7 protein-coding genes are annotated in these 14120 nt (G+C 72.5%); all 7 read right to left on the bottom strand.

Annotated elements, in window-relative coordinates:
* Positions 1-292 precede the first annotated feature (292 nt).
* The 7 genes from ACFYZZ_RS01170 to ACFYZZ_RS01140 all read right to left on the bottom strand — a co-directional run bounded on the left by ACFYZZ_RS01170 (position 293) and on the right by ACFYZZ_RS01140 (position 14109).
* Positions 293-1501 carry a cytochrome P450 gene (locus ACFYZZ_RS01170; protein WP_389169899.1) on the bottom strand — a complete coding sequence of 403 codons (1209 nt, stop codon included), beginning with the start codon at positions 1499-1501 and terminating at the stop codon, positions 293-295.
* Positions 1502-1846: 345 nt separating this feature from the next.
* Positions 1847-3040 carry a cytochrome P450 gene (locus tag ACFYZZ_RS01165; RefSeq protein ID WP_389169897.1) on the bottom strand — a complete coding sequence of 398 codons (1194 nt, stop codon included), beginning with the start codon at positions 3038-3040 and terminating at the stop codon, positions 1847-1849.
* A gap of 157 nt (positions 3041-3197) precedes the next feature.
* Entirely contained in the window at positions 3198-4667 is a 1470-nt protein-coding gene (locus ACFYZZ_RS01160) for an MFS transporter (protein ID WP_389169894.1), read from the bottom strand.
* 149 nt (positions 4668-4816) lie between these two features.
* Positions 4817-5584 (bottom strand): thioesterase II family protein, encoded by a 768-nt coding sequence (locus ACFYZZ_RS01155; protein ID WP_389171943.1) that lies wholly within the window; start codon positions 5582-5584, stop codon positions 4817-4819.
* A 29-nt stretch (positions 5585-5613) separates the two neighbouring features.
* A complete protein-coding gene (locus ACFYZZ_RS01150; RefSeq protein WP_389169892.1) occupies positions 5614-6606 on the bottom strand; it encodes an LLM class flavin-dependent oxidoreductase in 993 nt (330 codons plus the stop codon).
* A gap of 157 nt (positions 6607-6763) precedes the next feature.
* Positions 6764-8368 (bottom strand): fatty acid--CoA ligase, encoded by a 1605-nt coding sequence (locus ACFYZZ_RS01145; protein WP_389169889.1) that lies wholly within the window; start codon positions 8366-8368, stop codon positions 6764-6766.
* A gap of 53 nt (positions 8369-8421) precedes the next feature.
* Positions 8422-14109: an SDR family oxidoreductase gene (locus ACFYZZ_RS01140; RefSeq protein ID WP_389169886.1), complete on the bottom strand. Its 5688-nt coding sequence runs from the start codon at positions 14107-14109 to the stop codon at positions 8422-8424.
* Positions 14110-14120 lie beyond the last annotated feature (11 nt).

Genomic DNA, 14120 nt, shown 5'->3' with positions numbered 1-14120 from the left:
TCCGGCGAGTCCGATGACCAGGCCCTAGACATTGAAGGCGCGGTCGCGGCCTCGCCCGTATACACCGTGCCGATGATCCCCAGAACCTGCGGCACCATCAGCGCGGCGGACGCGCCCTGGGCGATCCGGGCCACCACGAGCACGGTCACCGAGGGCGCGAAGCTGCCACCATGAACAGCGCTCAGGCCGGGGGAGGAATCGCCTGCCGAGCACGGCGGTGCGGAGCGTCCCGAGGCGCTGCAGTCGGTGTGTGCCGGGCGAGAACCTCCGGTACACCGGCGGATTCCTCCGGTCACCAGGTCACGGGAAGATGGGTCACCCCGTGGAAGACCGTCCCGCGGCGGAACAGCGTGCGCGGGTCGGCCGCGAGTCGGAGGTCCGGGAAGCGGCGCAGCAGGGAGCGCAGGGCCAGCTCCATCTCGAGCCGGGCCAGCGGGGCGCCCTGGCAGTAGTGCGGGCCGAAGCCCCACTGCAGATGGCCGCTGGTGTCGCGGTGCGGATCGATGCGGTGCGGGCAGGCGAAGACGGACTCGTCGTGGTTGCCGGCGGGCACCGAGATGACGACGGCGTCGCCCTTCTCCATCGCCACGCCGCCGAGTTCCATGTCCTCGATCGCGAGGCGGACCATGGCGTCCTGGGAGATCGACCAGTACCGCATCGACTCCTCGACAAATGCCGAAATGATCGCGCCGTCGTCGGCGGCGACCTGGGCGCGCAGCTCGTCGTCGCGGAGCAGGGCGAGGACGTTCAGGGCGATCTGGTTGGTGGTGGTCTCGTGGCCCGCGACCAGTACGAGGCGGGCGATGCCGACGAGTTCGTCCAGGGTGAGGGCGCCGGTCGCGTGGTGGTTGACGGCGAGTCTGCTGATCAGGTCGTCCCCGGGGTCGGTGAGCTTGCGCAGCGCCAGCTTGACGAGGTACTCGGACATCTCGACGAAGGCGGCCTGGGCGACGGCCGGGTCCTCCTGGGACATGGTGACGCGGGTCTTCTCGACGAAGAACGGGGAGTCCTCCTCCGGGACACCGAGTAATCGCGCAATGACGAGGGTGGGCAGTGCCCGGGAGAACACGGCGTGCAGGTCGGCGGGTTGCGGCTGGGCGGCCAGTTCATCCAGCAGCTCGTCCACCAGCCGCTGGACCGGCTCGCGCAGCCGCTTGACGCGGCGGGCGGTGAACTCGGTCTGGATCATGCCGCGCAGCCGCGCGTGCTCGGGGTCGTCCAGGCGAAGGAACGAGCTGGGGTTGCCCTCGGGCGGCACCTGGAAGCGCACGGGGGCGCCGGGTAAGGTCTCGTCGGCGCTCAGCCGCGGGTCGGCCAGGGCCTGGCGTACGTCGGCATACCGGGTCACCAGCCAGGCCAGTCGTGACTCCGCGGCTCCCGCCGGGATGCGCACCGCGCAGGGGGGTGCCTTGCGCAACTCGGCCAGCAGGGGCGGTGGGTCGCCGTCCTCGGTCCGTGCGAAGGGCCAGTCCAGGATGTCGGTGTGGTCCGCGAGCGACATGTTCGTCCTCCGTGTTCGGGGGCAAAGGTGATCCTCGGCACCGACTCTCTTTCTGTGTGGGACACGGTGAAGGGGGCGGGCCTGGGGGACGCGCAGAAGAGGGATCTTTGCCTCCGGGTTGTGCTCTGACGACGTACGCCACCTTCGGGCGGTGCCCCTGACACAGCGCTGACACGGGTCCCCGCAAGGGCCCGTGTGAGTCGGTGGTGAGTAATGACCTTGCCCAGGAAGACTGACCCGATGCTGATCGCGGGCTGACGGGGGCCGCGGGCGGGCGGCCGGCAGCGTGGGGGGCGGGGCCGTGGTGGGGGCACGGCCCTCCTGTCACCCGCGGGTGAGCGGCCGTCACCAGGTGACGGGGAGTTCCTCCAGGCCGTACACGAGGGTGTTCTCGCGGAAGCGCACGTCGTCGAGGGGGACGGCCAGGCGGAGCCCGGGGAAGCGGGCGAAGAGGAGGCTCAGGCAGACCTCCAGCTCCATGCGGGCCAGCGAGGCGCCGGGGCACAGGTGCGCGCCGAAGCCGAAGGCGAGGTGGCCGGAGGCGTTGCGGTGGATGTCGAGGCGGCCCGGGTCGGGGTAGACCGATTCGTCGTGGTTGGCGCCGGGGATCGCCACGATCACGCCCTCGCCCTTGTGGATGTGTGCCCCGCCCAGCTCGACGTCGGCCACCGCGGCCCGCACCTGGTTGTCCTGCGAGATGGACCAGTAGCGCAGGAGTTCCTCGACGGCCGGCTTGAACAGGGCGGGGTCGGCGCGGAGTTCGGCCAGCTGGGCCGGGTCGCGCAGCAGGCTGAGGACGCTCAGGCTGATCTGGTGGGCCGAGGTCTCGTGCCCGGCGACCAGGAAGAACCGGGCCATGGCGACGAGTTCCTGGTGGCTCAGCTCGCCGGTCGCCACATAGCGGGTGGCCAGCCGGCTGATCAGGTCGTCCTGCGGCTCCGCGGTGCGCTGGGCGGCCAGCTGGTCCAGGAACCGGGTCATCTCCACGAACGCGCCGTACGTCTCCTCGGGCGTCGCGTCCTGGGAGAGGATGACCCGGCTCTGCTCGGTGAACGTCGCCTCGTCCTCCTCCGGGACGCCGAGCATGCGGGCGATCACCAGCGACGGCAGCCGGACGGCGAAGTTCTCCACCAGGTCGACCGGGTTCGGCCCTTGCTCCAGCTCGTCGAGCAGCTGCCCGACGAGGAGTTCGACCTCGGGGCGCAGGGCGCGGGTACGGCGGGCGGTGAACTCGGTCATCGCCATCCGGCGCAGCCGGCCGTGCTCGGGGTCGTCCATGCGGTTGAACGACATCACACCGGGCTCCGGCGGCAGCTGGATCCGGATCGGAAAGCCGGGCTGCTGGTCGTCGGCGCTGAAGCGGTTGTCGTTGAGCACCTGACGGACGTCCGCGTGCCGGGTGACCAGCCAGGCCTCGCCGCCGCGTATGCGCACCTTCAGCGGGGGGTCCTTGCGCAGACCTTCGTAGGCGTCCGGGGGCGCGTACGGGCAGGAGCGGGGCATCGGCCAGGCTGGGAGAGGTTCGCAGGATTCGGCCACGGTGTCCTCCGTTGGTCGGCTGAAACAGGGCTGGTTGTTTCGGCCATCGTGGACGAGGTGACTGACCTGTTTCTGATACACCACTGACGGGCACACGGACTCTTTGCTTCCGTGTGCCCGTCGGGTGAGATCTTGTGTCTGCCCCTTGCCCGAAGGCTCAGGAGGCCTCCGCCCTGCGCGGCAGCAGCTGCACCAGTGCCGCCACCAGGACGCAGAACCCGGCCTGGACCAGCAGGCTGGTGCCGAAGGCGTGGCCGTAGGAGTGGGCGTCGATCCGGTGCCCGGCCGCGCTGAAGAAGACCACGCCGATCACCGCGATGCCGATGGCGTTGCCCATCTCCTGGGCGGTGGAGAAGACACCGGACGCGGCGGCCGCGTGGTGCGGGGCCACCCCCTCCAGGACCAGCGAGGTGAGCGGGGCGACGACGAAGCCCATGCCGAACCCGCCGAGCACCATGGCCGGGATGCACCAGGCCACGGAACCGCTGCTGTCCAGGTGCCACACGGTCTCGGCCAGCGCCAGGTCACCCGCCGCCAGCAGCAGGGCGCCCAGGGCCAGCACCTGCTTGCCCAGCTTGGCCGCGGCCTTCGGCGCCTGCACCGAGCCGACGAAGAAGCCGAGGCCGAGCGGGATGAACAGCAGCCCGGACCGCAGCGCGGACTGACCGCGGCCCTCCTGCAGATACAGCGCGAGGACCAGGAAGAAGGAGGCCATCGCGGCGAAGAACACCAGCAGGGAGACCACGCCCACACCGAACGCGCGGTCCTCGAAGAGGCTCGGGTTGACCAGCGGCGACCTGCCGCGGGCCGCCTTGCGGCGCTGGGTGTACCAGAAGGCGGCCAGCAGCGGTACGGCGGCCACCAGGCACTCCCAGGTCCAGGTGGGCCAGCCCTGCTCGCGACCCTCGACCAGCGGCAGCACGACGGCGGTGAGCCCGGCGGTCACCAGGACCACACCGGTCAGGTCGAGGCCCGTGTGGCCGTCGGCGCGGGACTCGGGCACCAGCTTCGGGGTCAGCAGCAGGACGACGGCGCCGATCGGCACGTTGATCAGGAAGATGGTCCGCCAGTCCCAGCCGAACACGTCCGCCTTGATCAGCAGGCCGCCGATCAGCTGCCCGAAGACGGCCGAGGCGCCGAGGGTGAGACCGTAGGCGTTGAACGCGGCGACCCGGGCCTTGCCCGCGTACGTCGTGGTCAGGATGCCGAGGACCTGCGGGATCACCAGCGCGGCCGCGGCGCCCTGCACCGCGCGCGCCGCGATCAGCTCGCCCATGTTCGGCGCGATGCCGCAGGCCAGTGAGGCCAGCGTGAACAGGGCCAGGCCGATGGAGAAGATCCGCCGGCGGCCGTAGAGGTCGCCGAGCCGGCCGCCGGTGATCAGCATGGCCGACAGACCGATGTTGAACGTGGCCGCGACCAGCTGGATCTCGGCCGAGGTGGCGTGCATCCCCTGTTGCAGCGAGGGGATGGCCACGTTGACGATGAAGAAGTCGAGGTTGGTGATGAACAGGCCGGCCAGCACGACCAGAAGCGCGCCCCAGGCGGGTGCTCCGGCGGCCTCCTCGATGTCCGGTGGCGGTGCGGCCGAAGCCGCGCTGCCGGTCAGTTCCGCTTCGGTGGTCATGGACGACCCTCCCTAGGTCGTTTCGTGCCGGTCGATTGCGGGCCGCGCGGGTCCGCGACGCACTGCGGGGCGCGGGACAGCGCCCGGAACACAGTCATCGGGCCACTGTCCCGCGCCCCGCTGACACGGCGCTGACGCGGTGTTCGGGCTCAGCCCGCGGCCTTGGCCACGGTCCGCTGCAGTCGGTGCGCGAAGTGCGCGGTGACGGCCTGGGCGTGCGTGTCGATGTAGAAGTGGCCGCCCTCGTACTCGTTGTGGCCGAGGTAGGCGGGGGTGCGCCCGGCCCAGTGGGTCATGGCGTCGGGGGCCTCCTGCAGCGGATCGCTGCGGCCGCCGTAGGAGGCGAGCGGGCAGGTGACGCCGGCGCCGTCGTCCTCGTAGTCCCCGGCGACCCTGAGGTCGGCGCGGAGTGCGGGCACGACGAGCGCGAGCATCTCGGGATTGTCGTAGATCTCGGCCGGGAACGAGCCCAACTTCTTGATCCACTCGACCAGTTCGGGCTCCGGCATCCGGCTCTGCTCCTCCGTCGGCTGGAAGAAGCCCACGGGCGACCAGCCGGACATGCCGACCATCACCGGAGCCGGCCCGCCCTCCGCCTCCATCCTGATCGCCAGCCGGAACGCCAGCTGGGCGCCGAGGCAGTGGCCGAAGAAGGCGAACGGCCGCTCGTCCAGGTCGTTCAGGACCGCCTCGTGCAGGGCGTCGAGCAGCGGCCAGAAGTTCTCGTAGGTCGTCTCCTCCCGGCGGTTGTGGCGGCCGGGCAGGGTCACCGCCTGCGGCGCGATGTCCGGGGGCAGCAGGCTCTCCCAGTCGCGGTAGATGATGGCGCCGCTGCCCGCGTGGGGCAGCAGGAACAGCCGGATGGAGGCGTCGGGCGAGGGGTCCACGGGGTGGAACCAGTGCCCCTCGGTGGACATCTGGCTGCCGACGGTGCCGATGGCGGTGGTCACGACTGCGTACTCCCAACGGTGGTGGACGGGCCGAGGGCGCGTACCGCGGGCAGCAGCACCTCGGCGATCTCCTTCAACTGCGGCTCGGGGTCCAGGGATCCGATCCGTACGACCAGGTGCCGGGCACCGGCGCGGACGTAACCGCCGAGCCACTCGGCGCACTTCTCGGCACTGCCCCAGGCGTAGGCCTGGATGCTGCTCATCTGCTCCAGGGAGCGGCCGTAGTAGTGGCTGATGTAGTGCTCCAGTTCGGCCTTGGCCGCGCTCTCACTGGCGTTGACCGTGACGGTGGCGTACAGCGCGGGGACGACCGCGTCGGCTCCCCGGCCCGCCTCCTCGGCGAGTTCGGCGATACGACGGCGGGCGCGTGCGTAGGCGTCGACGTCCGGGAGGAAGGGCAGCCAGCCGTCGTAGCGGGTCGCCACGCGGGCCAGGACCTTGGGGGTGTCGCTGCCGGCCAGCCAGAGCGGCGGGCCGCCCGGGATCGCGGGCGAGGGGAGCCGGTCCAGGTTCTCCGCCAGCCAGAACTTCCCCTGGAACTCGGCCGGTTCGCCCTCTTCGCCCGACCGCCACGCCGTCCGCCACAGGGCGGTGATCTCGTCCAGGCGGCCGACGCGGCCCTGGAAGGAGGCGCCGACCGAGGCGAACTCCTCCTCGGTCTCCGGCATGGGGAAGCCCGAGCCGAGGCCGAGGATCAGCCGGTCGGCGGCGACATGGCTGAGGCTCGCGATCATGTTGGCGCCGATGAGGGGGTGGCGCAGGGCGGGGGTGAGGGCCGCGGTGCCGACAGTGATGCGGTTCGTGGCGGCGGCCGCGGCCGACAGCACGACCAGGGGATCCAGGCGGGGGCGGGCGGTCAGGGAGTCCCCGGCCCACAAGGAGTCGAAGCCGAGCGCTTCCGCGGTTCTGGCGAAGTCGAGCAGCGGGGCTGCCGCGTAGGTGCCGTTGATCGCTTGCTCTCGGGTGGGGAGGAGGATGCCGATCTGCAAAGGGGGGTTCGCATCGTCTGCGGCCTGCGGGTTCGTTGTCGTTGCTCGCGCCCCGCGGCGGAGCCGCATATCAGCACGGCCCCGCGCCCCTGGGGGGTTGCCGCCAGCGGAGTTGGAAGGCATGGGTCAATTTCCTTTCCGAAGCTGATCGGTGTTGTCAGACGACCGTTGCCCTCAGTACGTCCCTGGTCGGCGCTGTCAGTTGCTCCCTCACCGCGCGGCGCAGGATCTTGCCCGACGGGTTACGCGGGAGGGACTCGGCGAAGTGGTACGTGCCCGGGATCTTGTAGTCGGCGATGTGGCCCCGCAGGGACAGCAGGAGTTCGCGGGGTGTGGCGGTCGTGCCGGGCCTGAGGACCACCACCGCGTGCACGCTTTCGCCCCAGCGGTCGTCGGGGAGGCCGACGACGGCCGCGTCGGCGACGGCCGGGTGCGCGGCGAGCGCCTTCTCGACCTCGGCCGGGTAGATGTTCTGCCCGGCGACGATGATCGTGTCGTTGATGCGGTCGCACAGGTGGAGATAGCCGTCCGCGTCGAGGTAGCCGGCGTCGCCCATGTGCAGCCACTCCCCCACCAGAGTGCGGGCGGTGGCCTCGGGCAGGTTCCAGTAGCCGAGCATCCGGGAGGGTGCGCGGACGCAGATCTGGCCGATGGCGCCGGCGGGGAGGGTCTCGCCGTCGGGGTCGATCACCTTGACCTCGTTGCCGGGGCAGGGCCTGCCGACCGAGGTGAGGACCGTGCTGCCGGGGTGGTGCGCCTCGGGCGGGAGACAGACCGCGACGCTGCCGGTCTCGGTGCTGGCGTAGATCTGCGCGAACTCGCAGCGGTAGGTCTCCAGGCACTGCTTGAGCAGTGTCTCGGACATGGGGGCGGCACCGTAGGCGATCTTGCGCAAGGAGGCGAACGCCTCGGGGCCCGCGCCGCGTTCGGCCGCCATCGCCTGGAGCATGGCCGGGGCGGCGAAGGTGGTGGTGACCCCGTGCGCGCGGATGAGCCGTACCGCTTCCTGCGGGTCGAACTGCGGCATGATCACGTTCGTGCCGCCGGCGTTGAAGGTGTGCAGGAACCAGCCGATGCCGGCCACGCCGAAGCCCGGCAGGGAGATCAGGGCGACGTCCTCGGGCAGCCAGTCGATCCAGTCCACGCCCCGCTCGCGGCTCGCGTGCGGCAGCGTGAAGAAGCTGCGGTGGGCGAGGACCGCGCCCTTGGGCAGGCCGGTGGTGCCGCTGGTGTAGATCTGGACGACCGCGTCGTCCGGGCCGGTGCCGGGCGCGAGGTCGGTGTCGGGCTGGTCGGCGGCCCAGGCGGGCAGGCCCGCGCCGCGGGCGGGTTCGCCGTCGGCGTCGGTGCCGTCGACCCGGATCACCCTGCGCAGTCCGCGCAGCTGGTGGCGGACGGTGGCGACGGTGTCCCAGAACTCGTCGTCGACGAAGATCAGGGCGGCGCCGGAGTCACGCAGGATGTGGTCGACCTCGTGCGGGGTGAGCCGCCAGTTGACCGGCACCAGGACCGCGCCGGCCTTGGCGCAGGCGATCATCACCAGGTAGTAGTTGGCCGACTCGCGCCCCAGGTAGGCGACCCGGTCGCCGCGCCTGACCCCGCTGGTGTGCAGGGCGTGCGCGGCGCGGTTGCTGTCGCGGTGGAGCTTGTCGTAGGTGGTGACGCGGCCCTCGCAGATGATCGCCGGGTGGTCCGGGCGGCTTCCGGCGTGGGCCCGGGAGGAGTGGTGGAGCGTCCAGCGCTCCCTCGGTATGTCAGTCATGGTGGGTTCCCGTCCCTGGGGGGCGTCCCTGTCGAGGACGCCCCCCAGCTCTGTCACGCTGCCGGTACCGGAGCGAGCTGACCGTCGACGAACTGGGCCAGCGCACGGACCGTGGGGTGGTCGTGGGTGAGGGAGGCCGGCAGGGGCAGCCGGAAGGTCTGCTCCAGTGCGGCCTTGACCTGCTGGGCCATCAGGGAGTCCAGGCCCAGCGACACGAACTCGGTGGACCCGTCCAGCTCGTCGCCCTCCTCCAGGTGCAGGGCGGCGCCGACCTTCTCGCGGACCACGCCGGTGACGGCGGCCAGGCGTTCGGCCCCGGGCAGCGCGGCCAGTGCCGTGAGGTCGAGGCCGGTGCCGTCGTCGTCGGAGGTCTGCCGGGCGAGCCGGTCGTAGAACAGGTCGCCGGTGACGCTGCCCGCCACATAGCGGTCCCAGTCGAACTCGCCGACGATCCGCTGGGTGCGCGGCCGCCCCCACAGCCGGGCCAGGGTGTCCAGGGCCCGGGTCGGGGAGAAGAAGCGGACGCCGCTGCGTTCGATCTCCTGGCTGAGGTGCTCCTCCAGGCGGGCCGACATGCCGACCCGGGCCCAGGCGCCCCAGTTGACCGAGAGCCCCGGCACCCCGCGGCGGCTCCGCCACTCGGCGAGTGCGTCGAGCCCGGCGCTGGCGGCGGCGTAGTGGCCCTGGGTCGCGCCGCCGAGGACGGAGGCGATGGAGGAGTAGGTGACGAAGAACTCCAGCTCGGGGAAGGACTCCTCGGCCGCCTCGTGCAGCAGCCAGCCGCCGTACGCCTTCGCCGCCAGCTGGGCGTCGATCGACTCCCAGGTCAGCTCGGAGATCAGCTTCTTGTCGTAGGAGCCGGCCGCGTGCACGATCCCGCCGAGCGGGTACGGGCCCGCCGCGAGGTGCCGCACCAGGCGCTGGACGTCCTCCGAGCGGGAGATGTCGGCGCGTACGACATCGATCTCGGCGTCGGCGGCCAGGTCCGCGAGGACCGGTGAGGCCTCCTCGGTGGCCCGGCCGCTGCGGCTGACCAGGGTCAGGTGCCGGGCGCCGAGCGCGACCAGCTTGCGGGCGGTGACCAGGCCGAGGCCGCCGAGGCCGCCGGTGACCAGGTAGGTGCGGTCGGCGCGGAGTCCGGCCGGGCCCTCGTCGACCTGGTCGGTCTGCTCCTCGGCCGGGTCCTCGGGGAGCGTCACCCAGGCGCGTCCGGCGGGGTCGGACAGGGCGGTGCGCAGGGCCTCGCCGGTCTCGTCCAGCCGGAAGCGGGGCGCGCTGTCGTCGGAGCCGGTGGCGTGGACGACGGCCGGCGCGGGCACGGTGAGCGTGGAGCGGAAGGTGCCGTCGTGCCGCACGAGGACCTCGTCACCGGCCGCGAAGCCGGTGCCGTCGGCGGCGGCGAGGACCGTGCCGCGGGCCAACTGGCCGAGCAGCGGCGGCGGTTCCTCCACGCCCTCCTCCTCCGCGCGTTCGGCGCGTCCGGTGTCCAGGGCGGTGCGGGCGTCCTCGGCGGTCAGGCCGACGGTGTGCACGCGGACCTGGACCTCCTCGGCCTCGGGCGCCCGCTCGCTGACCGAGGCCAGGGCCAGGTCGGACAGGTCACCGGAGTCGGGGGCGCGCAGTTCGAAGCCTCCGGTCCAGGTGAGCGTCGAGTCACCGGCGAGCAGCCGGCGCACATAGCGGCGGCCGGGGCGGTGGGCGATCTGGTACTCGCCGGGCGGCTCGCCTCGCCACTCGTCCGCGAGCGGGGCGAGGCCGCTGCCCGGCGCGAGGTCCACCAGGGTCGTCCGGTACTGCGGGTACTCGGTCAGCAGCACCCGGCCGAAGCCCCACAGGGTGGCGGCGCCGAGGTGCCCGCCGTCGCCGGCCGGGTCTCCGGGCAGCCACTGGGCGCCCTCGGTGACCAGCCACAGCCGGGGCGGCCGCGCGGCGCCGGAGGCGTCCAGCGCGCCGACGAGGGTGAGGAGTTCGCGGTAGTTGTCCTCGCACTCCACGCGCAGCCGGCCGTCGGACATCGGCGCCGGGCGCTGCCGCCAGATCCGGCAGACGTCGGTGACGGTGGGGTCCTCCAGGGCGGCCTTGAGGTCGGTGAGGTCGGGCAGCCAGGTGACCTTCAGACCGGGCTCGGCGGCGAGTTCGGCGGCGCGGACCGCGGACGGGTCGAGCAGGACGACGTGCCGGGCCGGTGCGTGCTCCTTGGCGGGCAGCGCCCGGCGCACCCAGTCGGGGCGGTGCAGGAACTGGCGGCGGCCACCGCGGCCCTCGGGCCGGGCCATGCGGACGCCGAGCAGTTCGGCGACCGGATCGCCGTTCTCCAGCAGCAGCACGTCGGCCAGGCGCCGGTCCTGCTCGCCGCGGACCCGGGCGAGGACCCGCAGGTTCTCACCGCGCGGCTTGCGGAAGTGCCGTACGGAGGCGATCTCGCGCGGCACGAACACCGGGCCCTCGGGGTCGAGGACGACCAGGGCCTGGACGGCGGCCTCCAGCAGTTCCGCCGGGACGTGTTCGACGGCGGTGGCGTCGCGGCCCGTCAGCTCACCGGTCACCAGGCCGTCGCCGTGCCGGGCGGCGCGCAGCAGCAGGCGCATCCTCGGGCCCTGCGGGCGGCCGACGGAGGCGAGGTCGGTGTAGATGTCCTCGTCGTCGATCTGCTGTCCGGCCGGGGCCAGCGTGGCGTCCAGCTCGGCCAGCTCGGAGACGGGGACCAGGGGTTCGCGGTCGGCGGCGACGACGGCGGTGGCGTGCAGGTTCTCCTCGCCGCCGACGACCGTGAACACCTCGACCTCGGCACCGCCGCCGGGGCGCGGCCGCCAGCGGGTAGTCAGCGCGGTCACGGTCTCGGCGGGCAGCTCCAGCGGGGCGAGCAGCTTCAGGTCGCGGACGGCGGAGCGGGCGTGGCCCTGGACCGCGTCCTGCACGGCGAGCAGCAGGTCGACGTAGGCGCCGGCGGGCAGGACGGTACGGCCGCCGTCGGCGAAGTCGGCGAGTGCGCCGAGTTCCTCGGTGGTGAACTCCGCGTTGAACTCCCGCACTCCGCTGGCGAACCGCTCCTCGACGCCGAGCAGCAGGTGCCGGGCGGTGCCGTTCGCAGCTGCCCTGCGGGGCGTGGCGGTGGGCAGCCAGTAGCGCTTGCGCTGGAAGGCGTACGTCGGCAGGTCCACGCGGGCGGGCGCGGGGTGACCGGCGTGGTAGTCGGTCCAGGAGACGCCGAGGCCTGCCGCGTAGTAGTCGGCGAGTGCGGTGAGGGTGGTCGTGGTGGTGGTGTCGCGGCGGCGCAGGCTGGCCAGCCACAGGTGGTCCTCGACGGTGATCCCGCGCCGGGCGAGCGCGGTGAGCCCGGCCTGCGGGCCGACCTCGATCAGGGCGTGCCGGCCGCGCTTGGCGACGGCCCGGATGCCGTCGAGGAAGCGGACGGGTTCGCCGATGTGCCGCACCCAGTAGTCGGGGTCGCCGATCTCGCGGAACCGGGCGAGGCGTCCGGTGACGTTGGAGATGAGGCTGATCTTCGGCTCGTGGAAGGTGATGCCGTCGAGGGCGGCGCGGAAGTCGTCGTAGACCTCGGCCATCAGCGGGGAGTGGAAGGCGTGCGAGACCTTGAGGCGGTCGACGCGGACGCCCCTGTCCTTCAGGATGCCCACGACCTCGTCCAGCGCGGCGGTGGCACCGGAGATCACCGTCTGGTCGGGGGCGTTGACCCCGGCCAGGGCCAGGTCGGCGCGGCCTTCCAGCAGCGGGGCGACCTCCTCGACGGGGGCGGCGACGGCGGCCATGCCTCCCTCGGTGCGCACGGCCTGCATCAGCCGGGCCCGGGCGGCGACCAGCGTGACCGCGTCGGCCAGGCTGAACAGGCCGGCCACGGCGGCGGCGACGACCTCGCCGATGCTGTGCCCGACGAGTACGTTGGGGCGCACGCCCCAGGCCATCCACTGCTGGGCGAGGGCGTACTCCAGGGTGAACAGGGCGGGCTGGGTGTACTCGGTGCGGTCGATCGCCTCGGGGTCGGCGGCGGTGCCGAGCAGCAGCTCGCGCACCGAGCGGCCGAGGCGCTCGGCGAACAGCCGGTCGCACGCGTCGACCTGGGCGCGGAAGACGGGGAGGGCCGCGTAGAGGGCGGCGCCCATGCCGGCGTACTGGGAGCCCTGGCCGGTGAACATGAACGCGGTCTTGCGGATGCCGGTGGGCCCCTCGTGCTCGGCCTCGGCGGCCTGGTCCAGGAACCGGGCGAGGGCTGCGCGGTCGGCGACGGGGGCGGCGATGCGGTAGGGGTGGTGGGTACGGGTGGTGTTGGCGCTGTGGCAGAGCGCCGACAGGGGCTGCTCCTCGACCAACTTCCGGTACTTGGCGGCCAGTTCACGCAGGGCGCCGGCGTTCTTCGCGGACAGGGTGAACACCGGTGCGGCCCCGCCCTCGGAAGGCTGCTCGACCGGCACGGACGGCGCCTGCTCCAGCACGACCGCGCCGATGGTCCCGGCGAAGCCGAAGCTGTTGACGACCGCGCGCCGGACGTCGGCCTCCCAGGGCTCGCAGGCCGTCGGGACCCGGACCGGGTAGAGGTCCCAGGGGATGCGCCCCGAGGGGGTGTTGAGGTTGATGTGCGGGTAGATCGTGCCCGCGCGCAGCTGCAGCACGGTCTTGATGACGCCGACGATGCCGGAGGCGGGCTCCATGTGACCGAGGTTGGTCTTCACCGAACCGACCAGCACCGGCCGGTCCTTGGTGTGGGAGTCGACGAACACGTCGCCGATGGCGCCGAACTCGATGGGGTCGCCGAGCGGGGTGCCGGTGCCGTGCGCCTCGACGTACTGGATGTCCTCGGGTGCGAGGTGGGCGGCGGCCAGCGCGCTGCGGATGACCTTCTCCTGGGCGGGGCCGTTGGGCACGGTCAGACCGGCGCTGTCGCCGTCCTGGCCGACGGCGGTGCCGCGCACCAGGGCGAGGATCCGGTCGCCGTCACGCTCGGCGTCGGTGAGCCGCTTGAGGACGACGATGCCGCAGCCCTCGGCGCGCGCGTAGCCGTCGGCGGCCTCGTCGAAGGTCTTGCACTGCCCGTCCGGGGAGAGCATCTGCGCGTTGGAGAACATCACCGGGATGCGCGGGTGGTGCAGGGCGTTGACGCCGCCGCACAGCGCGATGTCGCTCTCGCCGGCGCGCAGCGCCTGCACCGCGAGGTGCAGCGCGACCAGCGAGGACGAGCAGGCCGTGTCGACGCTCATGCTCGGGCCGCGCCAGCCGAGGAAGTAGGAGAGGCGGCCGGACAGCGGGAACATGGTGATGCCGGACGCCAGATGGCCGTCCAGCTCCTCGTAGGGCAGCGAGTCCAGTTCGAGTGCGTAGTCGATGGAGCTGGCCCCGATGTACACGCCGCCGTTGCCGCGGCGCAGCGGCGCCGGGTCGATGCCCGCGTGCTCCAGGGCCTGCCAGGCGGTCTCCAGCAGCAGCCGCTGCTGGGGGTCCATGTACCGGGCTTCCTTCGGGGAGATGTTGAAGAAGCCGGCGTCGAACAGGTCGATGCGGTCCAGGAACCCGCCGGCCGAGGCGCGGATCTTGCCCTTGTCGTCGGGGCCCTCGGGCGTGAACGCGTCGACGTCCCAGCGGTCCCGGGGGATCGGGCCGATTCCGCTGCGACCCTCCCGCAGGAAGGCGTCGAACTCGTCGGGCGAGCCGCTGCCGCCGGGGAACCGCAGACCGATTCCGACGATCGCTACCGGCTCGGGCGCCTGCTCTGATTCCGTACGCGGCATGGAGCGACTCC

The organism is Streptomyces sp. NPDC001816 (assembly GCF_042892235.1).
In the GTDB taxonomy this organism is placed as follows: Bacteria; Actinomycetota; Actinomycetes; order Streptomycetales; family Streptomycetaceae; genus Streptomyces.
Note: the sequence above shows the minus strand (reverse complement) of the source record. Positions and strands in the feature narration are given on the sequence as shown.